24 protein-coding genes and 1 pseudogene are annotated in these 26,231 nt (G+C 36.9%); 22 read left to right on the forward strand and 3 right to left on the reverse strand.

The annotated features are described in order from the left end of the window. Positions 1-445 precede the first annotated feature (445 nt). Positions 446-1,558, reverse strand: a complete 1,113-nt coding sequence (gene spoIIP / locus D1839_RS13145) for a stage II sporulation protein P (RefSeq protein ID WP_120380423.1) — start codon at positions 1,556-1,558, stop codon at positions 446-448. Positions 1,559-1,753: 195 nt separating this feature from the next. Between spoIIP and D1839_RS13150 the strand changes: the two genes are divergently transcribed. The 6 genes from D1839_RS13150 (at position 1,754) to D1839_RS13175 (ending at position 7,839) form a co-directional block, all read left to right on the forward strand. Beyond that, positions 1,754-2,869, forward strand: a complete 1,116-nt coding sequence (locus D1839_RS13150; protein WP_120380424.1) for an ABC transporter ATP-binding protein — start codon at positions 1,754-1,756, stop codon at positions 2,867-2,869. Further along, complete coding sequence (locus D1839_RS13155; protein ID WP_120380425.1) at positions 2,866-3,804, forward strand: carbohydrate ABC transporter permease; 939 nt, start codon at positions 2,866-2,868, stop codon at positions 3,802-3,804. Before D1839_RS13150 ends, D1839_RS13155 begins: the two co-directional genes overlap by 4 nt. Positions 3,805-3,806: 2 nt before the next feature. Continuing rightward, positions 3,807-4,619: a carbohydrate ABC transporter permease gene (locus D1839_RS13160; protein WP_120380446.1), complete on the forward strand. Its 813-nt coding sequence runs from the start codon at positions 3,807-3,809 to the stop codon at positions 4,617-4,619. Between the two features lie 154 nt (positions 4,620-4,773). After that, entirely contained in the window at positions 4,774-6,126 is a 1,353-nt protein-coding gene (locus D1839_RS13165) for an ABC transporter substrate-binding protein (RefSeq protein WP_199690158.1), read from the forward strand. A gap of 134 nt (positions 6,127-6,260) precedes the next feature. Continuing rightward, positions 6,261-7,016, forward strand: coding sequence for a glycerophosphodiester phosphodiesterase (locus D1839_RS13170; protein WP_120380426.1), 756 nt, complete (start codon positions 6,261-6,263; stop codon positions 7,014-7,016). A gap of 16 nt (positions 7,017-7,032) precedes the next feature. Continuing rightward, entirely contained in the window at positions 7,033-7,839 is an 807-nt protein-coding gene (locus D1839_RS13175; RefSeq protein WP_158589662.1) for a glycerophosphodiester phosphodiesterase, read from the forward strand. Between the two features lie 372 nt (positions 7,840-8,211). Here D1839_RS13175 and D1839_RS21340 read toward each other — a convergent pair. Both D1839_RS21340 and D1839_RS13185 read right to left on the reverse strand, forming a co-directional pair. Further along, a pseudogene (locus D1839_RS21340) lies at positions 8,212-8,292 on the reverse strand (YjcZ family sporulation protein); the annotation flags it as partial. Between the two features lie 87 nt (positions 8,293-8,379). Continuing rightward, entirely contained in the window at positions 8,380-8,481 is a 102-nt protein-coding gene (locus D1839_RS13185; RefSeq protein ID WP_120380429.1) for a YjcZ family sporulation protein, read from the reverse strand. Positions 8,482-8,820: 339 nt separating this feature from the next. Here D1839_RS13185 and D1839_RS13190 point away from each other — a divergent pair, with 339 nt between their 5' ends. The 16 genes from D1839_RS13190 (at position 8,821) to D1839_RS13265 (ending at position 25,937) form a co-directional block, all read left to right on the forward strand. Next, positions 8,821-9,072, forward strand: coding sequence for a hypothetical protein (locus tag D1839_RS13190; protein WP_120380430.1), 252 nt, complete (start codon positions 8,821-8,823; stop codon positions 9,070-9,072). 447 nt (positions 9,073-9,519) lie between these two features. Continuing rightward, entirely contained in the window at positions 9,520-9,816 is a 297-nt protein-coding gene (locus tag D1839_RS13195; RefSeq protein ID WP_120380431.1) for a WXG100 family type VII secretion target, read from the forward strand. A 192-nt stretch (positions 9,817-10,008) separates the two neighbouring features. After that, a complete protein-coding gene (gene esaA, locus D1839_RS13200; protein ID WP_120380432.1) occupies positions 10,009-13,578 on the forward strand; it encodes a type VII secretion protein EsaA in 3,570 nt (1,189 codons plus the stop codon). Continuing rightward, entirely contained in the window at positions 13,553-14,056 is a 504-nt protein-coding gene (essA, locus tag D1839_RS13205; protein ID WP_120380433.1) for a type VII secretion protein EssA, read from the forward strand. Before esaA ends, essA begins: the two co-directional genes overlap by 26 nt. A 12-nt stretch (positions 14,057-14,068) precedes the next feature. Further along, positions 14,069-14,326 carry an EsaB/YukD family protein gene (locus D1839_RS13210; RefSeq protein ID WP_120380434.1) on the forward strand — a complete coding sequence of 86 codons (258 nt, stop codon included), beginning with the start codon at positions 14,069-14,071 and terminating at the stop codon, positions 14,324-14,326. A 155-nt stretch (positions 14,327-14,481) separates the two neighbouring features. Beyond that, complete coding sequence (essB, locus tag D1839_RS13215) at positions 14,482-15,828, forward strand: type VII secretion protein EssB (protein ID WP_120380435.1); 1,347 nt, start codon at positions 14,482-14,484, stop codon at positions 15,826-15,828. A 49-nt stretch (positions 15,829-15,877) separates the two neighbouring features. After that, complete coding sequence (gene essC / locus D1839_RS13220) at positions 15,878-20,332, forward strand: type VII secretion protein EssC (protein WP_120380436.1); 4,455 nt, start codon at positions 15,878-15,880, stop codon at positions 20,330-20,332. Positions 20,333-20,346: 14 nt separating this feature from the next. Beyond that, the gene (locus D1839_RS13225; RefSeq protein ID WP_158589663.1) at positions 20,347-20,763 is read left to right on the forward strand and encodes a YwqH-like family protein; all 417 of its coding nucleotides are present in this window, start codon (positions 20,347-20,349) and stop codon (positions 20,761-20,763) included. 9 nt (positions 20,764-20,772) lie between these two features. Then, positions 20,773-21,060 (forward strand): TIGR04197 family type VII secretion effector, encoded by a 288-nt coding sequence (locus D1839_RS13230; RefSeq protein WP_286164813.1) that lies wholly within the window; start codon positions 20,773-20,775, stop codon positions 21,058-21,060. Between the two features lie 31 nt (positions 21,061-21,091). Further along, a complete protein-coding gene (locus D1839_RS13235) occupies positions 21,092-22,507 on the forward strand; it encodes a T7SS effector LXG polymorphic toxin (protein ID WP_120380439.1) in 1,416 nt (471 codons plus the stop codon). A gap of 26 nt (positions 22,508-22,533) precedes the next feature. Next, positions 22,534-23,319, forward strand: coding sequence for a hypothetical protein (locus D1839_RS13240; protein ID WP_120380448.1), 786 nt, complete (start codon positions 22,534-22,536; stop codon positions 23,317-23,319). A gap of 1 nt (position 23,320) precedes the next feature. Continuing rightward, positions 23,321-23,779 (forward strand): hypothetical protein, encoded by a 459-nt coding sequence (locus tag D1839_RS13245; RefSeq protein WP_120380449.1) that lies wholly within the window; start codon positions 23,321-23,323, stop codon positions 23,777-23,779. Beyond that, positions 23,776-24,222 (forward strand): DUF5085 family protein, encoded by a 447-nt coding sequence (locus tag D1839_RS13250; RefSeq protein WP_120380440.1) that lies wholly within the window; start codon positions 23,776-23,778, stop codon positions 24,220-24,222. Before D1839_RS13245 ends, D1839_RS13250 begins: the two co-directional genes overlap by 4 nt. 33 nt (positions 24,223-24,255) lie before the next feature. Continuing rightward, positions 24,256-24,873: a hypothetical protein gene (locus D1839_RS13255; protein ID WP_120380441.1), complete on the forward strand. Its 618-nt coding sequence runs from the start codon at positions 24,256-24,258 to the stop codon at positions 24,871-24,873. Between the two features lie 201 nt (positions 24,874-25,074). Then, positions 25,075-25,437 carry a hypothetical protein gene (locus tag D1839_RS13260; protein ID WP_147386010.1) on the forward strand — a complete coding sequence of 121 codons (363 nt, stop codon included), beginning with the start codon at positions 25,075-25,077 and terminating at the stop codon, positions 25,435-25,437. A gap of 146 nt (positions 25,438-25,583) precedes the next feature. Then, positions 25,584-25,937, forward strand: coding sequence for a hypothetical protein (locus D1839_RS13265; protein ID WP_147358286.1), 354 nt, complete (start codon positions 25,584-25,586; stop codon positions 25,935-25,937). Positions 25,938-26,231: the final 294 nt, after the last annotated feature.

Consider the following 26,231-nt stretch of genomic DNA (forward strand, 5'->3'; position numbering starts at 1 on the left):
AAGTTTAAGTAGGAGATAGCAATCTAAATACTCCTAATGTTACATACCATACAAGGACTTTATGTCATAACGGTTAGAGTGCGAACAACAAAGAAGGTGATGGATACACTACTAGTTTTATGGAAGATTCGCTTTCATTAATCATTACATCAAGTTTTCCATTCCTTTAATAATTATCCATCCATCTCCAAAAAGCCTCCCCTTAGCTAAATAGGCAGGAATTGGAACTGTTACTCTCGTATGTAAGGTACCGTAAGACTCCTACTTCAAGATATTGAGTGGATACAAGGTCTAAGTGGGAGAAAACATTACCTAAATGCTCATTTCGTTCAAGGGCATTTAGATTATACCCGGCGGTGCTAACATTCAGTAGGAGATAAAAGAAAACTCCTACTGAACGAAGTTTCACTTTATCAAATGGGACAACTTTTCGAAACGGTACAGCTTAATTTTCAGAAGTTACTTTTTCCGCGTTATGATAATATTCACCAATTACTTCTCCTAAAGCCTTAGAGGTGTTGGAAAGCTCTTCTTTATTGTTATCCACACCACCGACTTCAATTAAAATGGATTTTTTAGATAGATCTTGATTATAAACACCGTTTCCATCAGATCGATCCTTTAAAAAGATCCCCCTGCTTATTCCTGGATACTTTGCTTCTAGCTTCGCATTTAGATTTTCTACAAAGGCTAGATTTTCTTTATAATTTTCGTGTTCTGCGCCAACAACAAAATAGAGCTTTGCATAAGCATTGTCATTAATAGTAATGGTAGTTATATCCTCCCGCTGGGCATCGCGGTGAATATCAATAAAATATTGCATCCTATCATTGCTTGCCATCGCTTCTTCCACCATACTTCGCGATAACCGATAAGAGTCATAGTAATCCCAGCCTCTTTCGTGCAGAGCGGCAGTGACATTTGTTCTGTCATGGAATGTAGGGATTCCTTGCTTTTCCAGTTGTTCTGTTAGCAACGAACCTACGGCAACAATATTTTTTGTGTTATCTGTGCTGGAAGCTTGTGAAGGTTTCTGTTTATCTTCTCCTAATAATGGCAAAAAAGCTTCCCAGCTATGGCTATGATAGACGTATATTTCTGCTTCTTCTTGATTAGTTCTATTTTTATCCTGTTGCTTTTCTTCTTCAGGCTCTTCTTTTAACAATTCTTCAAAATCTGGTGGTGGCGATTCAATCGGCATTGTTTCTTCTCCAGATTCGTTGGCAACTATTGGTAGTTGAACTTCTGGATTTCTTCCTGGAAGTGCTAAATCTAATAAACTCGTAAAATTTCTAGGTGAAACGCCAGAGGCAGCTTCCAATAGTAGTTTGGGCCAATCGGGTTTCTTTATATCATTAGCTTCAAGTGTTGTTTCTAGTAGTGGAATTTCTGTACTCATTGCGGTAAAGAGTGCATCGGAAAAATGAACGGATTCCGTAATTTCATCAACTAATGGCAGTCGAAAAAAATGGTGCTGGAACTTAGGTAAGGTTAAAAATGTGATTAAGAAAAATAGGATAGTCATAGCGGATAATCCAGTAAATAATATTCGTCGCATTTAAGGTCAGCCTTTCTTTGTTTCTTCCCTATATTCTATGCAATGGAGTCTTTTTAATAGAACGAGCAATATATCAATGAAGTATATGAAATATTAAGGTAATGTAATAATAGTTAAAATATGGTAAAATTTATGTAAAAAACGCGAACAACGATATAAAACTATGTTTAAATGAACATGATGAGGAGGGAAAGAATGAGTAAAGTGGAATTATGGGACATTTCCAAGTCCTATGATAAGCAGGCAAATGTTCTCAACGGTATAAACTTGTCGATTGAAAAAGGTGAGTTTTTTGTGTTAGTTGGTCCATCAGGATCAGGAAAAAGCACTTTGTTACGCATGATTGCTGGTTTGGAAGAAATTACAGGAGGCACGTTAAAAATAGCTGACCAAGTAGTGAACCACCTGCCTCCAAAGGATCGTAATCTATCCATGGTTTTTCAAAATTATGCATTGTATCCCCATCTAACTGTGGAGCAGAATATTTTATTTGGCTTACGCGCAAAAAAAGTAAATAAGCAGGAGCAACAAGAACGATTAAAAAAGGCAACTGCAATGATGGGATTGGCTGATTTATTAAAACGAAAACCGAGAGAACTTTCTGGAGGACAAAGGCAACGAGTAGCTTTGGCAAGATCAGTGGTTAGCGAAGCACCGCTTTGTTTAATGGATGAGCCACTCTCTAATCTGGACGCAAAGCTTCGTGCGCATATGCGCATAGAGGTACGCAGATTACAAAAAAAACTTGGTTTAACAATGATATATGTGACGCATGATCAAGTGGAGGCTATGACCATGGGTGATCGAATCATGGTATTAAATGACGGGAAAATTCAGCAAGTTGGAGATCCGATTACGTTGTACAATGAACCTGCAAATCTATTTGTTGCTTCATTTATCGGCTCACCTAAAATGAATCTCGGGAAAGCGGTGTTCGTAAATCAAATGTTAAAGGTAGAAGATTTCCTGGAAATTGATATGGGTTCTATCACACCGGCTACTAAAATTGTTCAGACTGCTAATCTTACTATTGGTATTCGAGCGGAACACATACTACCAGCGATTGATAAGGAAGCCACACATGAGCTAGAAGTCATTAATGTCGAACAGCTTGGTAATGAAACGTTAGCAACCTTTGAAATCGGAACAGAATTATGGACGGCAAAATGGCTCGGTCAATGGTCGATAAAAGTTGGCGAAGTAGTTCCAGTACATATTTCTAAAGATAAACTCTGTTTTTTTGATACAGATTCAGGTCGTTTGTTAAAAGCAACCTCTCCAACAAAAGAAACAGAGGTTATAGTTGTATGAAAGAAGCTGTTATGATTCCGGAACAATACAAACAGATCGATTTTATGAAAGTGAAGAAAAAACAAAAACGAGTTCGATTTATAAAAGGAATGCTTTTTCTATTACCTTCGATTTTATTGTTTAGCGTATTTCTATTCTACCCAATGGCGAGAACATTATATTTAAGCTTTTTCCTTACCGATAACAGTGGAGCAACAACGGTTTTTGTTGGATTGGATAATTTTAAAAATATCTTTACATCACCGATTTTCCTAAAGAGTTTACAATCTACATTTCTGTTTGTGCTTTACACTGTACCAGGTACGATCATCATTAGTTTGTTTTTAGCAGTTATTGCCAACGAGAAATTAACAGGCATCGGCTTTTTTCGGATGATTTTTTCCTCTACGATGGGGATCTCCGTAGCAGCAGCTTCCGTATTCTGGATGTTTTTATTTCACCCGACGATGGGCTGGCTGAATCAATTTTTGGAGGCATTAGGGTTCGAAGCAATTGGTTGGCTGACGAATCCGGAATGGGCACTCCTATCTGTATCCATTTCAACGATCTGGATGAATCTGGGTTTTACCTTTCTTATTTTACTTGGTGGATTGCAATCGATAGACTCACACTTATATGAAAGTGCGGAGATTGATGGCGCCAGCTATTTTTATAAATTGCGACGAATTACTGTACCAATGTTGTCGCCAACGTTATTTTTTGTTATTACTGTTTCGTTTATTAACGCGTTTCAAACATTTGGTCAAATAGATATGTTAACTCGTGGCGGACCGCAAAATGAAACTAATTTACTTGTATATTCCATTTATCAAGAGGCGTTTAAAAATTATCAATATGGTACTGCTAGCGCCCAAGCGGTCATCTTGTTTTTTATCATTCTTTTGATGACGTTGCTACAGTTTAAGCTGGGAGAGAGGAAGGTGCATTATCAGTGACGATGGCTATAAGTAAAAAATTGCTTTTTTACCTTCTTCTTACGGTGTCTGCTTTATTGGTTTTTTCACCTGCCATTATTGCATTTCTCATGAGCTTTATGTCCAGTGAGGATATTTTAACTGGAAGAATTATTCCGGAAACGTGGACTTTGGATAACTATATTAAAGCGTTTGAGCGATTTCCGTTATTCGGTTATTTAATCAACAGTTTCTTTGTATCGCTCATCATTATGATAGGTCAACTGTTGTTATCGAGTTTAGCAGCTTATGCGTTTGTGTTTTTGGAATTTAAAGGCAGGGACACGTTGTTTTTTATTTTTATTGCGACGATGATGATTCCATTTGAAGCCTCCATCATTCCGAATTTCCAAACAATACGAGGGCTTGATCTATTAAATACGTACACAGGGTTGTCACTCCCTTTTTTTGCAGTAGCGTTTGGTACATTTTTATTAAGGCAACATTTTAAACAAATTCCGAAAGAACTAAAGGAAGCAAGTGAAATTACGGGAATGGGGGATTTAAAATTTTATTTAACGGTTGTCCTGCCCATTGCTAAAACGAGCTTAGTTACTTTAGGGGTTTATGGCTTTTTAACGTCTTGGAACATGTACCTTTGGCCATTACTAGCTACTACGGATGATACCGTCCGTACGGTGCAAATTGGGCTCAAGCAACTCCAGTCACAAGAGCAATTAAATGAATGGGGCGTGATTATGGCTGGAGGACTGATTGTCGTTTTACCAACATTAATTCTATTATTTTTAGGACAAAAGAAATTACAAAAAGGATTGACGGAAGGTGCAATTAAATAAACTTCTTGCATGTTATTCCACGTTTTCCTACCAGTTTAATGAATATATTAATTATTCAGTGATAGTTCCGATAGCTCTTACTTTTTACGAACGTTTGTAAATATCAAAATGGCTACGATCTAGTAGCGAACATTTATAAAAGGAGTGTGGAAAGTTGAAACAACTATTTATATTCATTTTAGTCGCGTTCAGTATGTTGCTTTCTGCTTGTAATTCTTCCGAAGGAAATGAAGGAGAAGGTACTGCCAATGCCAAAGGGGGTGAAGAAACGAAAGGAAAAACGGAAGTGACGTTTTGGCATGCTATGGGGGGCCAAGCTCAAGTAGCATTAGATGAAATTGTAAAAAAGTATAATGAGTCACAGGATGACGTTCAAGTAAATGCTGAATTTCAAGGAACATATGAAGAAACTTTATCGAAGTATCACAGTGTAGGTGGAACAGACGATGCACCGACGATTGTACAAGTGAATGAAATTGGAACCATGTCTGTCATTAATAGTGGGAACATTGAACCGATTCAAAAATTCATTGATGAAGAAGATTATGATATGAGTAATTTAGAAGCAAATATTACAAACTACTATAAGGTAGATGGGAAATTTTACTCCATGCCATTTAATTCTTCAACTCCTGTGATGTACTATAATAAGGACGCGTTTAAAGAAGCTGGTTTAGATCCGGAAGCACCACCAGAAACGTATGAAGAAGTGGAAGCAGCTGGTAAGGCGATTAAGGAATCAAACCCTGAAATGAAGGGTTTTGCGCTTCAAGCATATGGATGGTTATTTGAAGAATTGCTTGCGAACCAGGGTGGTTTATTACTAAATAATGATAATGGAAGAGACGATACAGCAACAGAAGTTGCGTTTGATAACGAACAAGGTAAGTCGATCTTTAAATGGATAGAGCGCATGATGGATGATGGTACGTTTGCAAATTATGGTACTAATTCCGATAATATGGTTACTGGCTTTTTAAGTGGCGATGTTGCTATGTTTATGCAATCCTCTGCAAGTGCTCGAGATGTGATTGATAATGCACCATTTGAAGTAGGTGTTGCTTTTATACCATATCCAGAAAAAGAGGAACGTCAAGGAGTCGTTATTGGCGGGGCAAGTTTATGGATGTCTAAAGGAAAACCAGAAGCAGAACAAAAAGCAGCTTGGGATTTCCTAAAGTATTTACAAAAACCTGAGATACAAGCAGAATGGCATGTGGGAACAGGGTATTTTGCAATAAATCCTGCTGCATATGAAGAGCAAGTGGTAAAAGACGCTTATAATGAGATGCCGCAATTACAAGTAACGGTGGAACAATTGCAGGCAACAAAGCCATCAATTGCAACACAGGGTGCATTAATGGATATGATACCTGAAGAGCGTAAAATTATCGAAACAGCACTGGAAACAGTCTATAATGGCGGTGATGTCGATGAAGCATTTTCGACTGCAGTTGAGCAAGTGAATGCCGCAATTGAACAGGCAAATACGGCTAGAGGAGAATAATTCATATCAAAGGGAATGGAGGCTTTATGATACTTCATTCTCTTCTCTCCTAGAGAAATATTGCCCTAGCCCTATTCATGTTTTTGTACCCGAAAAGTTGATTTTGGTTTTAAACGTTATAGAGGAGGACTTTTATGAATACGAAAGTTTATGGACACAGAGGGTGTATGGGAACGTATCCAGAAAATACATTAGTTGGCTTTATGCAAGCAATCCGCCAAGGCGTTGACGGGATTGAATTAGATGTTCATATGACAAAGGATGGAGAAATTGTGGTTATCCATGATGAATTTTTGGACCGGACGACCGATGGCACAGGTTTCATTAAGGATATGACCTTGGCTGAAATAAGGAGATTCAGTGCGGGAGTAAGGTTTTCTCATTATGATCAATTTGTAGATCAATGGCGTTTGGAGCAAGTTCCTACATTACAGGAGGTTTTAATTTTACTAAAACCATATGCAATCGAATTAAACATTGAACTAAAGACAACGAAATTTACATATAAAGGAATTGAAGAAGCAGTTCACCAAATCGTACAGGCATATGGAAATAACCGAAAAGTGATTTATTCCTCGTTCCATTTACCAACATTGCTTCGTATGAAAAGAATGGATCCAAATGCAGATATCGCCCTTTTAACGAAAGGAAAGTTATCGCATCCACACGAGTACATGGAGTGTTTTCACCTAGAAGCGATTCACATTTCAAAAGATGCTATTTTAAATAACGTAACACATTGGAAGGCTCTTCTTCCGGGTCTTCGCGCATGGACGGTAAACGATACGAATGACATCAAGCAATTGCTTGATCTCCGAGTGTCTGCTATAATAACAGATTTTCCAGAAAAGGCTGTGTTTTACCGAAGTGAACGTAAATCATTTGTTTAAAAAAATGGGAGGGATAATGCTGGTTTTTTTACTACTTGCTGGCCTATCGATATACGCTAGTGCGGAAATAAACATAGAACCAAAGGTAGTAGATAAGGCGGAAATCTATGCTCATCGTGGTGCAAATGATCGTTTTAATGAAAGCACAGTAACTGCTTATGAAATTGCAGCTCGTGATGAAGTGGATGCGTTAGAATTAGATTTACGGATGACAGAAGACGGTGAGCTTGTTGTAATGCATGATGCTTCCATAGATCGAACAACAAATGGAAGTGGGCAAGTGTCGGATTATACGCTTGAAGAATTGATGGAATTCGAGACGATTGAAGTTTTTCAAGAAGATGAAAAACGAGAGGCTATACCAGCTTTGGAAGAAGTATTTCAGACGTTTGGAAAGAATGAACATTATTATATTGAAACTCGGCTCGTCCATGGAAAAACGGAGATGGAAAAGCCATTAATCGAGCTGCTGAAAGCATACGGTTTGCTTAATGAGCGATATGTTTCTTTCCAGTCATTTTCCGAAGAAAGCTTAGAAAAACTGCAGGATTTAGTTCCATCCATCCCGCTAACGTTGTTGTTTAAAAAAGGTGAATTTAATCTCCACAAGGCAAAAACAGTTGCTTATCCAGCTATTGGAATAGAAGCAAATGACGTGAGTTTACAAGTAGTAAATGAGCTTCACCAACAGGGAAAAGAAGTTCACGTTTATTTCACAGATTTAAAAACCCAAAAACAGGAGCAAAAACGGGTACAGCAATATGACGTGGATGGCTATTTCACGGACTTTATTGGCTACACCAAAAAATTACTAGAAGAATAAATTAAATTTTGAATAGTGGGGGTCCTTCATCGAATGGAAGGTCATGACTTAGCGGCAGTACATACGGAAAAGAAAATCAGTTGTTATTGATCCCGCATATAAGGAGCTGTGGGGCTTCCTCTTGATCTGTACAACAAGTGGGAGATCGTAAGGGGGCTTTCGGTCATACCATTACAGTACTAACAAGCCGTAGGGGATGAATGTGCCTCCACTGATTGAAGATTCATTCTATGGTGTGTGGGAACCAGTCATATGTGTTGGACAAACGATCTTTGACGAATTATTTTGTGATGGTCACGTATGTATGACAGGAAATAAAGATGAAAAGCAGGTCGCGCTTAAGTTCGACCTGCTTTTTATTTGGTAAAGAGCTTACAAACAAGCTGCTCCTACAATAATGAGTAGGATGAATAAGACAACAATTAAAGCGAATCCACCTACACCACAGCCGTAACGAGCAGGTGCTGCATAACCGTATCCTCCACAACCCCAATTACAACCATATCCCATAAAACATCCTCCTATCTTTATTATCAGTTATTAACAAAAGCAGGAAGCACCTACAATAATTAACAGAATAAACAATACGACAATTAAGGCAAATCCACTGCCGTAGCCGTAACCTGCAACAGCTTTACCCATATTGAACACCTCCAGTTCTTTTACAGTAATAATATATGCCTACGACTCGGAAATGATATGGGTGACTACCTATTTATGCTTTCAATGATGTTAAAAATCTAAACACAAGTGAAGGACGTGCTGCTCCTTTTCAAACTAGAAAATACAGGCAAAACACTTATCTAATAAAGGAACTGTTCAACGGTACAGCAAATGAATAGGCTGTGTTGGAGGCTTGTAAAAGTTAAGAGACACATCTTATGCTTTTTTCCGCTCTTTACCTGAGTAATCTGTCTTTTACAGGCTAATTACTATTTCATATGATGTTGTATCTGACTTATACATGGGGGGTGAAGTTGTATGTCAGGGGCACATTATTACTCTGTATGTCAGCGTCATATGGGCAAAGCAGTTGAAATACGAACACATTGTGGAAGAGTCCACAGGGGGATCATTGAACGAGTAAGTCCAAATCGTGTATATATTCGACCATTAGAAAGAAGAGGTGGTCTCGGCGGCTTTGGGATCGGGTACTATGGATATGGATTTGGCTATGGTGTTGCATTAGGCGCCATTGCAACACTAGCTGTATTGCCATTTTTCTTTTGGTAAAAGCATATGTATGTTGATTTGTAATAAGATGACATACCTAGGCTTTACTAGTAACCAAATTGTTTTTGTAATAGTAATAAAGATGTGGCGTTCCTATTCATTTCATGGAAATAGAAGAAGAACTTTTAAATGGAGTTGATTCATACAGCAGTTGATTGAATCAACTCTTCTGTTTGTTTACCATGAGTTTAAATCGAAGTATGTAAAAAGGTTTGGGGAAATGAACTAAGAAAATAGACCTACAAATTAACGTAGGTTAAATTTACCATTTTTTTAATGTGAAAATTGTACATTCTGTATAAATTGGGTCTTTATTATCAATTATCCAAAAAATGCATATAGGCGATTGACATAGAAAATCCCCTTGATTAGTCTTAAAGAAAGAGGTGCTAAAATTTTACTGTACATGAGCGCCTCTAAAGTGATTAAAAAGGGAGATGAAGTGTAATGTCAGGACAAATTCGTATGACGCCTGAACAACTACAGGCAAAAGCAAGGCGGTATGGGAACAGTTCAGATCAAATTGAACAAATCCTTAGAGACTTATCTAACTTACAAGAAGAGTTACGTTCAGAGTGGGAAGGTCGTGCATTTGAACGCTTTGATGAACAATTCATTGATCTTAAACCAAAAGTACTGAATTTTGCGCATTTAATGAAGGAAATCGAAATGCAGTTGACTAAAACAGCAGAAGCGGTTGCGGATCAAGATCAAGCTTTGGCTCAAAATTTTGGTCTAAGATAAAATCGATTCATATTATGATCGGAAAATGGTCATAAACAACGTTTCGTGACTCACTATTCGAGCTGCACGGCTTCAGTTGTGCAGCTCCTATTTTCGCTAGCCGAATTAATGGTTTACTTATTTATGAATAAGTGTTGCCGGTGAGTTTAACGTGACACATACTATTAATGTAACTAGTAGGAGCTGTTTGTTATGAAGAAATTGGATAAACGCTGGTTCCTGTTTTTATTATTAATTGTTATTCTAGCTTCGGGCTTATCCTATCTTGCGTTAAATCAACAAGAACAAACAGACACTGAAGAATCGGAAGCTGAACGGGCAATGTCCATCGCACTCGTGAATGAAGACGAGGGATCGATGTTAAATGGCGAAAAGATGGCTTTTGGTGATGCCTTTGTGCAAGGAGTGAACAATGAAAACAATCATGAATGGTTTGTAGTCAGTCGCGGAGTTGCAGAAAGCGGTTTGAAACGTGGTACATATGACATGATGATTGTTATTCCGAATGATTTTTCCGAAAAGGCCCTCTCGATTGATTCTGAGTCTCCAGAACAGGTGGTATTAAATTATAAAATAAATGCAACAGATAACGAGCAGATACGAGCGGAAGCGGAAAAAACGGCTAGTAATATATTAAATCGATTTAATCGCAGGATTATCGATGTATATTTTGCAAGTATTGTCGGAAACCTGCAAAATGCCCAAGATAATATAGGGGAGATTATTAAAAAACAGGCAGTGTATACGAATACACTAAGCAATGAAGTATATAACCCACTCGATAATTACACAAATCAGTTTGGGTCGATTAAAGATAGTACAGAGCTGTCCAAATCTAGCTTTCAAGGCTTTCAGGATATCATGAATACTTTTGAAAATGAATTAGCAGCCGACGCCGAATTAGATCAAGACTATTTATCAACTGTAAATGATGTTACCAAACTGAAGGAAAAAAATAACGTTCAGATTCTCGAATTCTATCAAACTTTGAATGAATTTGATGGAATGTTGAACCAGCAGGAAGCTGAACAGCAGTTAGAGCATTTGCAGTTGGCAAATAAAATGATTAACGATCAATTGCAGCACAACGGAGGAGGTATGGAAGAAATCGAACCTCCGATAAATAGTGTGATGTACCATCGCAATACGGGAGGTAATATTGCTGATGGAGCGAGCGCGCTAAAGAAATATTTGGACGACTCCTTAGCTCAAGTACAGAAAACGTATAGCGATATTGAAAGAAGAATCAACCCCGATTACTCGGGTGGTTTTACCGGTGTAATTTCAGATCGATTAGATGGGCTGCTTGAAAGTGTGTTAGGTAAAGAGGACAAATTGGTAAATATGCTTTTGCAAAAGCCCGCAGCAAATGCCAAAAATTATTTGCATAAGCAAATAAGACGATTGCCTTCACTAAATATCGATGACTTTGAGGAAGTGGGTTTGCCAAAGCATACAGTCAAAGAGATTAGGAATGTTATTACGGTAACAAAAAAGTACATGGGGGAAGAGGGACTTGGTGCAGGTGAAAACCTCAACCCGGGTGGAGACCCAACGAAGTTATTATCATACCAAATCAATCAACTAAAGGAAAAATTGCATACGTCCGGGATGACCATGTCTGACTCCGTAAAGTTGCCGAAAAATAAAAAATCAGCGCAAACATTTCAATTAAAAATCCCAAAGCACATTTTTGAAAAATATAAGGTAGAAAACTTAAAACTGACGGTTCCTGGTATTGGTGATGTGGATTATACAAAACAATACGAGGACGGCGAAATTATACTTCCAGCGAATGAAGAAGGTATATTTACCGTTCAGGTTACACTTCGTTTGCTTGATAAGCAGTCAAAAGTGGATGTTTTCAAGCCAATTCCTTGGGGCTGGAAGTTGCATCAAAAAGATATAGATAATGTAGATGTTCCGGAGACAGCACAAATCGAAACAGCGGAAACACCTCTTGTTGCCAATGCAGAGGTGGAGGCAGCTAAAGAACAAAAGCAAGATAAAACGAAAACTCAAGCTAGAGATAAGCAAACAACAGAGCAAAAGTCAACCCCAGAAACAGAACCAAAACAACCAGGTAATGGGGGAGAAAGTGGATCTGAAACAGGTGAAAGCGAAGACGGAGAAAATCCTAGTCATGATGGCGACCCTGATCAATCAGAAACAGATGATCCAGGATCTGGTGAGGATCCAGATAAGGAAACACCATCTGACGATGAAGATAGTGTTCCGCTTGAAAAACTTGAGCCAGCAATCAAACGAGTTAAAATCATTAATAATCGCATTAACCATGAAATTATGACGCCAATGGAAGGAATGGATAAAGCAACAAATAAATTAATTAGAGCTGTAACGAACACGGTAACGCCTTATCAAAAATTATTTTCCTCTTATGAAAGTTATTTCGGTTTAAATATGGGAAGCCCCAATTTACCGGAACAAATAAAAGGTAAACGATTAAAAGATTTAGCTAGTGAAGATTCGTTGTATTATCTCTTTAATAAAAAAGATGTTCCCGGCTTAATAAAAGACTATATCGTTTTACAAATTAGTGACGAAGTAGCCAAACAAATTCGCACGCCGTGGGAAAATCTACAAAACCAAATTGCCATGCACGAGCAACAAGTCACACGAATGAACGATAATGCAGATGCATTAGTAAGAAGGATCAATCAAACTGCCAAAAGAGCAACGATCCTTAACGATAGTCTTGAAAAAACATTACAAAATGTCGCAGACTGGCGAGAGAGAAGCTTGAACCTAGTTGATTCACAAGCGAAGATTCAAGCAAATGAGGAAGAAGAACAATCTGCTATCGTTTCCTTGGATGAAAACTTTCAGCCTCTGCTATCAGCTAGTCAATCACTTACTGAGCAAGCGCAAGGCAATGTGAATGAAGCGGATACGGTGTATGACACTTTCGATAGTATTAATGAACAGGCGACAACGATTCAAGAAAGCGGCGATGATATCGTTCAACAAGTCGAATCCTTATCCGTAAGTATGACCAATAAATTACTCGAGGATGAAGAGTTTGCCGATAACTTTACCGGGGTGTTAGCGAATAGCCGCATTGGTGACAGGCAAAATGAAGATTTATATAAGTTCTTATCCAATCCAGTACAGACGAGTAATCAGGGAACGATTACGTCAAGCGATTCGTTTACACCGTATTACATCGTATTAATTTGCTTTATCGTGGTCTTGTTTACGGCCTATGTTATTTCCACGATAAACCAAAAGCGCATAGAACAGGATTTATTTTCTGAAGAAAAGTCACTGGCAGGCAGCAATATCCCAATTACACTTATCATTGCTGGGATAGGTGTTTTAGAAGGTATTGTAATTGGCATTGTATCCAGTTATACAATGCACATGACAGACGGTGATATGTTGATGCTTACAGGGTTGATTGTCTTGTTAATTACTGGGATGTTGCTCATCTCCACATATTTATTAAGACAAATAAAAATGATTGGTATGTTCGTGCTCTTAATCGTGTTAAGCCTGTACTTGTTTTTAACGAATGCATTTGGAACAGGCATAAAAGGGATGGGACTGTTGAAAGATTTCTCTCCATTGCAATATGTTGAGACATTATTGTTAAATGTTGTACACGGTGAAGCCAATTATCAAGCTTCGATTTTAATCATGATTGGAATCATTATTGTAGGTGCTTTAGCCAACTTATTTGTGGTGCATCGCTCAACACAAAAAGGGGAAATGGACGATGAAAATGAAGCAGAAGTTAGTTAAAGTCATCTTTACAATTGTTATCAGTCTGCTGGTGGTTTGGGGATACCAAACACCAGCAGTCATTGCAGATAGTAAGGGTAAGTTGGAAATGAAAATAGACCGGATTACGGAAGAAAAATCGGAAAATACATCGAAAAAGGAAACGGAAATCGAAAAAATTTTCCCCATGCTATTTGCAGAAGAAACAGCTGCTACTGTTGAGGAGAAAAAAGCACAGCAAGAACAATCGTTAGACAAACTTGAAGCCGTTTTGTTTACCATCGATGCAGAACCGAACAAAACATTGCAACAGACAAAAGATGCATTGTTTACGAAAGATTATGAAACAATTGCTGCAACGACTACCAAGCAAACGGATGATCAAAATGAAAATAAAGAAGCTTCTGAATCTGATAACACCTTGTTATATGCGTTAGCTGGTTTTGCCTTACTTTTATGTGGCGGCCTCTATGTGATGATGCAAAAAATGTTAAATTAGGAGAAATAGCTCATGGTACAAGATACACATATCAATGTGACGATGGATTTTAGCCATGTTGCAGAGGGAGGCGGGGGATATGATCTTCGTATCCCGACGCAATTAACTGTTAAACAACTACTTTTTTATGTAACGGATGCGCTGCATATCGATTTGCCAGAGCAATCTCGTTATGCAATCAAAGTTACTACCAAAAATTTATTTATAGCGGATGATGACTATGTCATAGATTATCCTGTTACAGATGGAGATATTTTACTCGTTTTATAACAGAAAGGATAAAAATAAGATGTAAAATTTTAAAGTTGCTCTGGATGAGGTACATCCTATTCATGCAAGAATAAACGGAACACACTCAGACTATCGTACATAAATTCAACCATGAGAATATAGTTTTTATTGCAGGACAAAGGAGTTAATAGGAAATGAAGGAGAAAACCATACAATTTGAAGGTCTGACACTGCAATTTGAAATAGAACAAGATCATTGGCAGGTGCGATTACCTAAATCACAAACCGCTGTACATGATGTCCGACAAATGGATGTGATGCTACATCCTTCTGATTTTTTTGCCCCGCTCACCATTACAGAAGAAGAAGACGCCTATCGATTTAGATTTAACCGCAAACAGAAAGTGAAAACCTGGAATGGATTACTGCAATTACATAGAAATGAAAAATTAAGGTTAGTTTACAACATGATTAAATTAGAGCGGTATTTGAACACAAGAATAACTTTTTTTCTTCATCCTGAAAATCTTGTTGTTGATGATAACCTTATGCCGATAATTATATATCGAGGGATTCGCAAACTTGTGCCTCCCTACGAGATGAGTGAAGCAGATTTTTTAAAACAATTAAAATGCTTTACCATCGCCCTATTTTCCAAGAAATATAATTATGAACAGCTTTATCACGGTTCCTTGCAAAATGCGACGGAGACGGATTTTCAACGTCAAGTGAGTGAAATAACCGATCTGGAAGAGCTTAAGGATTTTCTATCCAAAAGCTATGAAGAAGAGCAGCGAATAACCGAACAAACCATGGTCGTTGTACCAACTAAACGATTTCGTCTGTTTAAACAACTTTCTATTATTATGATTATTGTTTCGGTTTTATTAGCTGTTCCTGTTATATATTATGGATTCATTAAAACTCCTTATCAGAATAATTTATTAGAAGCCCACGGTCATTACTTAGCTTCCTCTTATGGTGACGTTATTTCCACATTAGAGGATGAAAATCCGGAAAAGTTGCCTGCACAAACGATGTATATTTTAGCTCACTCCTATATTAACGTTGAAAACTTGTCAGATGCTGAGAAAGAAGTCATTTTAAAAAACATTAGCCTGAAGAGTGACCCTGACTATTTAGCATACTGGATTTACAACGGCAGAGGAGAATTTGACACATCTATTGAAAAGGCAAAATATATTGATGATCCAATCTTAATTATGCATGGACTTATTCAAAAGATAGAGCAGGCAAAAAACAATCCAGATTTAACAGGATCGGAACGAGAAGAGACCGTTAAAAAGTTACAGGATGAATTACAAAAGTATCGGGAGGAGTATGATTTACAAGCTGAGGAAGAAAAAACTGTGCCGGTAAATGATACAGAAACTGAAGATAGTAGCCAAACAGAGCAAGATCCCCAATCAGATAAGCAAAGTAATGCGGATGAAAATAAAAAAGATGAGACCAAAAATGGAAAAGAAAACGAAAAGAATGAAACGGATCAACAAGAAGCAAGTAAGAAAAAGGAAGAATAATAAAGGAAATTCATTCATTATTGCAACGGTTTAGAGAGGGAGAAATACAGTGGCAAACAAAATACTCATGGTTACCTATAAAAATCAATTGCATAAGTGCCATTTACCGGAAAAGGAACATAAGGAAGTGATAATAGGTAATGATTGGTCGGATAGCATGACTTTTCTGGGATTGGATCAATCATTTCGTATTCATTGGGACGGCAATGAAGCCTTTGTCGATGAAAATAAACTAGAAACACAGATGTCCATTCCAGTTGCAGATCATTTAATGGAATTGAGTTTGTTAGACGTTAAGAAAAGCTATGCATATGATATTGCCGGCAGAAATATAGTTACGATTGGAAGCAATAGCTATGATGATATACTGCTGCCAGAAGCTTCAGCTGATCTTGTATTGTATAGACAGGATGACGGTGTGTCATTTAAGTTAGCGAATCAAGGAACGACGGTCTATCATAATTTTATGGCAGTCGATCGGCAAACGGTTATTTTTCCAGGTGATCAGTTATTTATGGATGGCACTATTATTTATGTAGGTGAAGATGACCTGCAAGTGATGACTGCAAAACAGCAATTGACAAGTAAGCTAGTGGAATTGGTGGAAGTGGTTACCCCATATAGTGGAGAATATCCAGATTACCATCGGTCACCACGAATTATTTATCGTGAACCAGAGGAAGATCGCACGATAGCAAAACCAGCTCACAAACCGTCAAAGCCTAGTGAACAATTGGCAAGGACCATTGTGCCGCCAATTGTGATGGTCGTAGCACTCGTGGTTATCTCACTTATTCAGCCTAGAGGAATTTACATAGTAGTGATGCTATCGATAACGGTCGTGACGATTATATTTTCGATTACTTCTTATATGAAAAGCGTTAAAAAATACAAAGAGGATATGAAGCACCGGGAAGAAACCTATAAGGCATACTTACAGCGTAAAACGAAAGAATTGCACTTAGTGAGTGAAGAGCAGCGTCACGCTTTATTTTATCATTATCCAGCTGTTGATACGATTAGGGAGATGGCGAAAAATGTGGAAGCGAGAATCTATGAAAAGACCATGTACCAGCATGATTTTCTTCATTTCCGTGCTGGCTTAGGAACGGTTCCATCTAGTTTTAAAATAGATTTTAATGATGAAGAATTTACGCAAGAAAAAGATGAACTTGTTGATCAAGCAAGAAAGCTGTTATCGCAATATCAAGAAATAGAAAACGTACCTGTGGTAACATCACTAACGAAGGGACCGGTGGGGTATATTGGTCATCGGCCGCTGGTTTTAGAACAGCTGCAGTTATTAGTGACCCAAATTGCGTTGTTCCATAGCTATCATGACGTTCAGTTTATTACGATCTTTCCAGAAGAAGAAAAGCAGGAGTGGGATTGGATGCGCTGGCTGCCGCATGCGAGTTTACGAGATGTAAATGTGCGTGGTTTTGTCTATCACGAGCGTTCTCGTGACCAAGTCCTCCATTCCTTGTATCAATTGTTAAAAGAACGTAAGCAGACAATCGATGAAAAGACGAACAAAAACGAAAAAATTTATTTTTCTCCACATTATATCGTGCTTATTACAGACGAAAAGATGATATTGGATCATATTGTCATGGAATTTTTCAATGAAGATCCAAGTGAAATTGGCGTCTCCCTTATATTTGTTCAAGATGTGATGCAGGCACTACCAGAACATGTAAAAACAGTTATTGATATACGTGATGCAAAGCATGGAAACATTTTACTGGAAGAGGGCGAATTAGTAAATAAGAAATTTTACCTAGACCACTATCCAGATGGTTTCGATAAACAAGAAATTACTCGTGCGTTAGCGCCAATCAACCATTTACAGAATCTAAAAAATTCCATTCCTGAAAAAGTAACCTTTTTAGAAATGTACGGCGTAGAGAATGTAAATGACCTCAACATTGAACAGCGTTGGGGTGTGAATGAAACTTATAAGAGCTTAGCAGTTCCATTAGGACTTCGGGGTAAAGAAGATATTGTGCAATTAAACTTACACGAAAAAGCTCACGGTCCCCACGGACTTGTTGCGGGTACGACAGGTTCTGGTAAGTCAGAAATTATCCAATCCTATATTCTGTCGTTAGGAATTAATTTTCACCCTTACGAAGTTGCCTTTTTACTTATAGATTATAAGGGTGGTGGAATGGCGAATTTATTTAATGATATGCCACATTTGTTAGGGACGATTACGAACCTGGATAAAGCCCAATCGATGCGAGCGCTTGCTTCGATTAAAGCAGAACTGCAAAAACGACAGCGACTTTTTGGCGAACATAATGTAAATCATATTAACCAATATCAAAAGCTTTATAAGCAAGGAAAAGCAAGTGAAGCAATGCCACACCTCTTTTTGATCTCCGATGAGTTCGCAGAGCTGAAATCAGAACAACCGGACTTTATGAAGGAGCTCGTATCCACGGCAAGAATTGGGCGTTCCCTTGGCATCCATCTTATACTTGCAACGCAAAAGCCAAGCGGTGTTGTTGATGACCAGATTTGGTCAAACTCCAAGTTTAAATTGGCGTTAAAAGTACAAAATGCGAGTGATTCGAATGAAATCTTAAAAACACCCGACGCAGCTGAAATTACATTACCAGGGCGTGCCTACTTACAAGTCGGTAACAATGAAATTTATGAGCTCTTCCAAAGCGCATGGAGCGGTGCTGATTATGTGCCTGATAAGGATGATCATGAATTCGTAGATACAACGATTTATGCGATTAATGATTTAGGGCAGTATGATATCCTGACCGAGGATTTAAGTGGCTTGGCGAATAAAAAGGACGTAGAGAAAAAACCAACCGAATTGGAAGCTGTTATTGACTATATTGCTGAATACACAGAAAAGTGCCAAATTGACCCACTTCCACGACCATGGTTGCCGCCGTTACCTGAAAGGATATTGCCAAAGGAAATGTGCGATATGCATTTTAAGCAAGCTTGGCAAGCAGAAGGCAAGCAGCGACTTGTCGTTACATTAGGTCTATTAGATCAGCCAGAGCTACAATCACAATCGCCACTCACACTTGATTTAACGAGACATGGGCATATTGCAGTTTTCTCAAGTCCGGGTTACGGAAAATCGACCTTTCTGCAAACCGTTGTGATGAACCTTGTACATCAGCATCGTCCAGAGCATTTGCATATGTATTTATTAGATTTCGGAACGAACGGCTTATTGCCATTAAAGGGGTTGCCACATGTTGCCGATACAATGCTTCTAGATGAGGAAGAGAAAATAGCCAAATTTATCCGCCTTATGAATGGAAAAATGAAGGAACGCAAGCAGAAGCTAAGTAGCTTTGGAGTGGCGAGTATAGAAATGTATGAAAAAGCGAGCGGAGATATCGTAGAAAACCAATTGATTGTGATTGATAATTATGATTCTGTCCGTGAGGCGCCATTTTCTGATGAGTTTGAAAAGCTAATTACACAAATTGCTAGAGAAGGAGCAAGTGTAGGGATACATTTAGCGATTAGTGCCGGACGACAAAGCGCTATGCGTATGCCGTTGTTATCCAATATTAAAACGCAAATTCCACTTTATTTAATTGAAGAAACAGAAGCACGTGGAATTGTCGGCAGAACAGATATTGAAATTGAAGAAATCCCAGGAAGGGGGCTCATTAAGCTGGAAGAACCCACATTGTTTCAGACGATGCTTCCTGCAGAAGGAGAAGATACACTAGCTGTTATTGATGCCATTCAAGCCACCGCAAAGGCAATGGAAGAATTCTGGGATGGCGATTTGCCAGATGAAATTCCGATGATGCCTGAAGGGGTTGTTGACTTTGAGAAGTTCAAGAATAATAGAAAGACAAAACAGCTTGTTAAAAAACAAGCAGTACCTTTGGGTTTGGAGTTTGAAGAAGTTCAACCAGTTGCTTTCAATCCAATTCAACATGGTCATTTAACTGTTGTAAGCGATCGGCAAGAGGGTTTAGCAAGATTGCAAAAATCACTTACCAAAAACATTTCACTTCTTTCTGATCCTTTTCAGACGATGGTAATAGATACGGCAGAACAACGATTAGCAGAAATGGGAAAAGATATAAGTGCATATATTTCTGAACAAGAGAGCATTACTGCTGTCAAAAACGACCTTATGGCAGAAATCAATATTCGTGCTAAACAACCAGCTGACGATAATATGCGATGGCTCGTTCTTATTGCGGACGTGAAAGATTTTTGTGATCGCAGTCAATTAGAAGTAGATGAAATAACCCTTTTGTTAGAGCAAGGGAAAAAATGGGGAATTCATTTTATATTAATAGGGGACTACAATTATATTGGGCTTAGCTTTGAACAAGTACCGAAATATATAAGAACTCAAGCTACAGTAGGGTTATTGAATATGAGACTTAGTGATCAGGATATATTCAAACAGCCATTTATTAGACAGGAAAAATACCCAAATCCATTTGAATGTTATTTAGCAATGGATCACCATCATGTAAAGCTGAAAATACCAGAATAAAGGGGGAGCAGGGGATGAGTACATCATTAAGTCTTTTGCGCCAGCAGAGGTTAACGGTTTTAAAGGGGATAAGCAATTCTGAGGAACAAATTACTATATTGGCAGATAAAATCAGTAGATTGCGGGCAGCTTCTAATATACTGGAAACTAGTATTACGTATTTAAGAACAACTAAAAGCTCTATAGATAATTTAGAGGTTGATGAAAGAAGTTGGAAGGGGAAAACTAAAGATAATTATGAAAATAAATATAGTATATATAGAGACAGTGTACAGCAATACCTATCTAAAGCGGAGAATGCAAAAGAGGCTATAGATAGTGATATTAGAAGGTATGAATCTACCCAATCTTCATATGCACTGGGATTAAATAAATTACAAAGTACTTTTCATTTATTAGAGACTCAAATAAGGGCAAAGGAAAGGGAGTAGATTTAATTGGTGGAGCAAGTAGGCATAAATATAGAGGTTTTTCGGGAAAATGTTTCTAGGTTAAGAGCTTCTGTTTCCGGTTTAATTAGTTGTACTAATAAGAATTGGACTTTTGATAAAACGAATATCACGCCGTTTACTAATGATTTGGAAAATGCGGTTAAAGCAATGACTATATTGGAAAGATATGTAACGCTTTTAAGTAATGATATAGATACATTGAAAAGTATAGGAGAAAGCATGAAGGAAAAAGATGAAGAGTTAAGTAAGGGTACGTTTAAAATAACTAGTGACTGATGAAAACTTTAATAACGAAAGGAGGATCTAGATGGGAAATAAAGTGGATATATCAGAGGTTATCGAGTTTTCTAATGACATTCAGAAGGTATCTACTCATATTAAATCCAGTTTGAAAGAAATATCGACCAATATCGAACAAATTATAGGAATGGACACTTTCACTGGAATGGCAGCCAACAATGCCAAAGGTTATTTCAAAAACTTTCATAAGCATGGAATAATTGAAGCACTTACTGATTTGTTTACCGACTTGAATCATAATCTAAAAGATCATTTAGAAGCATTTCATTCAAATGTAGATTCTTCCGATAATGCGATTATTCAGAGTGACTACTTAAACGATCAAGAAGTAAAAATAAATATAGACTATCAAAAGTTGAGTGGTATCCATGAAAATATTCAAAAAACAATTCTTAATGTTTCTGATGTGACAAGTGCTAGCACCCCACCATTTTATAGTATTGCTCAAGATGAAAAGGAAATAGTTGAGATAGTCAAGGAATTGGAAGAAAATTTTAATTCGTTTACTAGTGAAGGAAAATCCCATGATTCTCAAACAAAGGCATTAATAGAGCATATCGAAAAGACAATGAATTCCGTTAAAGGATCTGCAGGTTCGGAGAGATTTAGTGATTATAAAAATGATAAAAACTTTAAAAATCTAAGCAGCTTCATTGGTACGTATGCTGCTTCAGCAATATCTGGTTATACATCTTCAAAAGCAATAGCAAGAGCAGCTGAAAAAGATGGATTGAGCGTATCAAAATATGAAAAAAACGGAAGGACAATTTATCGTATTAATGCAAGCGAAGCCGCTTTAAAAGAATTAGGAGTGCAACCAGATAGGTATACAAAATTATCACTATATCAAAGTGGTAAATCAGGAAGAGCAAAAGCGCCTTTAAATTATTATGATAAGAAAACAGGAAAGCAAATATGGTCTCCAGAAGGGAAGAGCGTAATTAAGGAATATCCCGAAATGAGAGCTTACAATGACAAGGCAACGAATTTGGAAAAGTTTAAAGCTGTTGGAAAATCAACAGTTCATGGAGCAAAAGATAGTATAAGTGGAATAAAACCCAACAATATACTTGGGGGTGGGTATTTAAGAGCTGCTGGAAAAGCGCTTGGACCAGTTGGAGCAGGATTAAGCTATTATAATAATTATAATGATTCCAGAGCAGATGGTTTAACAAAAGAAGCAGCATATTCTAGAGCGGCTGTAGACACCACTGTTGAAACTGCAATAAGTGGAGCTGTGCAAGCTGGGTTTACAGCTGCAGGAACTGCTTTTATTCCAATACCAGGAGTCGGAACTGCAGTTGGAGCCTTAATCGGAATAGGTGCGAATATGGTATTAAATATTAAACTTGGTAAAAGTCAAAAATCTTTAATGGATAGAGCAAAAGGTGCTTTTCATAAATTAACAGGTTGGTTTAGTTAGAGAAAGAGGAGTAGGTGATTTTGATTTTGTTATTAGATAAGCTACAAGAAGATGATTTTGCTGTTTTACGAGGACCTTTCGAATCGGGAAGACAGAGGCCCAATAGTTTAGGAGGAATGTTAGCTTTTAGTATACTTTTACAGTTGTTGATGTTTGTATTAACTTATGTAGTTGCTGCAGACTCAACTTATTTTCCATACGCTGACATTGTTTTTGTTATTCATAGTATGGTAACTGCTACGCTAATTTTATTATCTATAATTTTTTCCTTTCCTAAGGTTTATATGAGTCTACAGAAAACACAATATTTTATAGTTATTTTGGTATCACAAAATTTATTTAGTCTATACCTTTATATTAGTGCTCTGTTTTTATTAAAATCGGATGTGTCTGGAATGGATGTCACTTTTGATGCTTTGTTTACTTTTATGTATGTAACCCTAGTGGTTGGTTTTCTTGTCTTTATTATAACAAGCTTTCGCTTCTATGTTCTATTAAAAAAAGGTTTTTACCGAAAAGGTTCTAGTAAGGATAAGTTAAGAAGTAATTTTGAAGGGAAAATAAATATACCAACCGTAATTGTTGCGAGTATGGGGCTGACCTATATTATTCAATTTATTGCACAAAACAGTTATACATTAGAAGTAGAAGTTATTGGAGTTATTATCATAGGACCTATCCTTTTTTTTACCATGCTTTTTGTACTACCTGAACAGTTAGTTATTCTTTACTGTAAATATCGTTTTGAAAGCTTTAATTTTGATAAGGATGGAAATCTAAAGCCAATGGGGTCAGAAAGGAAGGATGATTGAATTGCAATTTGAAACTCGCTCCCTTATTTTTGATAATTTATTAGTCTATGAAACAAGGCAGTTAAGAAAAAATTGGCAACAGGGTTTATTCATTATGGAAGATTTTATACTTGCTGAAGGTATTTACCAAAATGGTCCAATATTTTTTTCGGTGTCACCTGAAAAGAACGAAGATAAATTTGGTAAGTTCACATATTATTTGCCAATTAGTGAGCCTGTTAGGTTATCAGATGAAACGGACTTTTTTTTCCAAGAACAATTATATATTAAAGAAGCATTAGTTTTACGTCAAGCGGATCAAGCAACTGATTTCCATGCTGCATATAAGCGGGTTCAAGAATACGCCCATCAACATGACGTACCATTAGAGGATACATTCTATTGTGTACTGTTAGAAGTTTATGATGAAGTTATCATTGACCTATATATACCTTTAAATAATAGAGGTGAGAGTTCATGATTGTAGAACATCATCATATTGCTCATACAAATGTAGTTTCCAAATACTATCAGTTTGTACCGGAAGAAATGGAGCTAGCCATAAAAGATTTTCAATCTATTTTGGAGAAGGGAGGATACCATCCAGATGGAAGAATGTTATTTACTATTTTGAGCGAGCCAACAAGTGAGATTATGCAGGCAGAAATATTTTTACCAATCGTCGAAAACAATTTTACAAAACTGGATGAAGAGCAGCAAGCAAATTTTCATAGTTACTTTTCTGTAAAGCCAATGATAATGACACGAATAATGGATGATTTTGAAGCAGCGTCTCAAGTGAAGTTTTGGGAGCTAATGAATTATATAAGGCGGAATGGATTGGAACAGAAAACTCCTGTTTTTGTAGAGTATAAGACTAGCCATATGGGAAGACGGTACGTGGAGATGAGTGTAGGAGTTTAAACGTATTAGCCATTGGGGAGGGGAAGATGAGAAATGAAAAAGTTGTTAATGCTTATCACGGTGGCGCTTTTATTTTTGTTGATTGCATGTAGTAATGATTCAAAAGAAAGTGAAAGTGAGCAGCCACTAGAAAAAAGGGAAGCGCAGTCAAATATAGATAACGGAAATGGAAAGGAACAAAATACCAATGAACATGCTGGAGGACAAATGAACGACTTGAAATTGGAATTACAAAAACAGGATAAGGATGCAGGGGTGACAATCGAAAATAACGAAATATACACGGCTTTAGATGAGGCAATCAAAGCTGATACCAAAATGGGGGTTCCAAGTGATTTTAGCCTCTATCCGTTTGATATTACAGTTAACCCTGATGGAAGTAAATCCATTTTATTTTTAGCTATTAACCGTTTAAAAGATCCAATCAAGAATATAACCTTTGATATGACATTTGGAAACAAGGAGGGAGAATACATATATGAAAATAAAAAGTTAGTACTACCTGAAGATGAATTTGGTATCCTTCACCCTGATTCCGCAATACCCTTTATGTTGGATATAACCCCAGAGCAGGAACAGTTGTTTAATCGATTAACAAAAGATAACGTGCATTTGGAAATGGCTAATTTCAAAATGGATGTAGAGGAGTAAGGGGTTATGATTTAACAGACAGCAGTTTATTTTAAACATAAAACATGATTTGTGTGGCCCATAAATAGATGGAAGAAACAAGTAACAAAAAACTTCCTAAATAATGAATAAGATTAGAGAATTTAGTCCACTAAATCCTTTAGTACAATTCAAACTGGCTGCCAAATAGATTGTAAAAATGTAGAAGGATTGAATAAAGGGATGTTTAGGATGAAGAGTATACTTACCGGGTCTTTTTCTCAAGTAGAAGATACTGTTAGTGAAAGCTTTGCAAAGAATTCAATTAATACGATTAAACAATTTAATTTATTAAAAGGATTATTATTTACAGGTTTTTGTGTTGGTTTAGGATCCTATGCTTTATATGGTGTAAGTATTTATATAAGCAATATTATGAATCAAGCCACAATACCTCTTGATGAAAGTAATGAATTTATCACTTTATTTGATAACATATGGCACATGCATATTCAGTCTATTTTAATTTTAGCAGTAGTGATCGGTGCGTTTGTATATAGAAAAAAAATAACATTAAAGGTTTTTTTGTATACAACACGTTTTTGACTATATTCCTACTTTTGTTTATGATTTTCTTTTTTAAAGTAACACAGTTGCTAATATATAGTTCTTCATTACGTTTGATCTATACAGGATTATATATAATCAGTTATATGTATATATTTATAAGAAGCTACCAAAATACAAAAAAAATGGTATATGGTGCAAAAAAGAAAAGATCAGCATTAGTTGAGTGGGCTAGTAGGAACAGAAAAAATATTACTAGTTTATTAATTGGTGTTGGATCCTTGTATTACCTATCGAAAGCTATTTTCTCCGAGGCAAATGATTTAGAAACAAGAATTATTGGATCATTGATTGATTTTCTCCCTTTAGCTGTATGTTTAGTATCTTTTTCATTTTTATATTTTAACAGTGTCGCAATTAGAAGTTACTATTTATATAAGTATTCGGAAGAGTTTAGGAAAAAGTTTGGATTTGATAAGAAAGATTGGTATGGGGAGAAATACAGGGATAAATATATGGTACTGCCCGATTTAGGATAAGACAATGAGAAAGGCCTCTAACATAGAAAATTTTATAAGGGGTGCTTAGCGTTAAAGTGCGGTACAATCCTTTGAAACTAGCTTTTTGATCTGATTATATTGCTAAATAGCAAGGAGTCTGAAATAAGGTTTGCTTATCTTGTTAGTTAAAATTGAATATTGTGGGGGGTAATGAAAAATATACTTAATGGATCATTTTCTCAAGTGTAACCTATCCATTTTATCAAAGCCGTAGAGCGTATGGATCACGTAAAATCAAAGTGGTGCTCAAACAACAAGGCAAGCAAGTATCCA

Source organism: Roseburia sp. 1XD42-34 (assembly GCF_009917385.1).
Taxonomy (GTDB): Bacteria; Bacillota; Bacilli; order Bacillales; family Amphibacillaceae; genus Virgibacillus.

Coding starts and splice junctions, on each gene's coding strand:
- spoIIP (WP_120380423.1), bottom strand. CDS start 1,558: ATGCGACGAATATTATTTACTGGATTATCCGCTATGACTATCCTATTT.
- D1839_RS13150 (WP_120380424.1), top strand. CDS start 1,754: ATGAGTAAAGTGGAATTATGGGACATTTCCAAGTCCTATGATAAGCAG.
- D1839_RS13155 (WP_120380425.1), top strand. CDS start 2,866: ATGAAAGAAGCTGTTATGATTCCGGAACAATACAAACAGATCGATTTT.
- D1839_RS13160 (WP_120380446.1), top strand. CDS start 3,807: ATGGCTATAAGTAAAAAATTGCTTTTTTACCTTCTTCTTACGGTGTCT.
- D1839_RS13170 (WP_120380426.1), top strand. CDS start 6,261: ATGAATACGAAAGTTTATGGACACAGAGGGTGTATGGGAACGTATCCA.
- D1839_RS13175 (WP_158589662.1), top strand. CDS start 7,033: ATGCTGGTTTTTTTACTACTTGCTGGCCTATCGATATACGCTAGTGCG.
- D1839_RS13185 (WP_120380429.1), bottom strand. CDS start 8,481: ATGGGTAAAGCTGTTGCAGGTTACGGCTACGGCAGTGGATTTGCCTTA.
- D1839_RS13190 (WP_120380430.1), top strand. CDS start 8,821: ATGTCAGGGGCACATTATTACTCTGTATGTCAGCGTCATATGGGCAAA.
- D1839_RS13195 (WP_120380431.1), top strand. CDS start 9,520: ATGTCAGGACAAATTCGTATGACGCCTGAACAACTACAGGCAAAAGCA.
- esaA (WP_120380432.1), top strand. CDS start 10,009: ATGAAGAAATTGGATAAACGCTGGTTCCTGTTTTTATTATTAATTGTT.
- essA (WP_120380433.1), top strand. CDS start 13,553: ATGAAAATGAAGCAGAAGTTAGTTAAAGTCATCTTTACAATTGTTATC.
- D1839_RS13210 (WP_120380434.1), top strand. CDS start 14,069: ATGGTACAAGATACACATATCAATGTGACGATGGATTTTAGCCATGTT.
- essB (WP_120380435.1), top strand. CDS start 14,482: ATGAAGGAGAAAACCATACAATTTGAAGGTCTGACACTGCAATTTGAA.
- D1839_RS13225 (WP_158589663.1), top strand. CDS start 20,347: ATGAGTACATCATTAAGTCTTTTGCGCCAGCAGAGGTTAACGGTTTTA.
- D1839_RS13235 (WP_120380439.1), top strand. CDS start 21,092: ATGGGAAATAAAGTGGATATATCAGAGGTTATCGAGTTTTCTAATGAC.
- D1839_RS13250 (WP_120380440.1), top strand. CDS start 23,776: ATGATTGTAGAACATCATCATATTGCTCATACAAATGTAGTTTCCAAA.
- D1839_RS13255 (WP_120380441.1), top strand. CDS start 24,256: ATGAAAAAGTTGTTAATGCTTATCACGGTGGCGCTTTTATTTTTGTTG.
- D1839_RS13260 (WP_147386010.1), top strand. CDS start 25,075: ATGTTTAGGATGAAGAGTATACTTACCGGGTCTTTTTCTCAAGTAGAA.
- D1839_RS13265 (WP_147358286.1), top strand. CDS start 25,584: ATGGTATATGGTGCAAAAAAGAAAAGATCAGCATTAGTTGAGTGGGCT.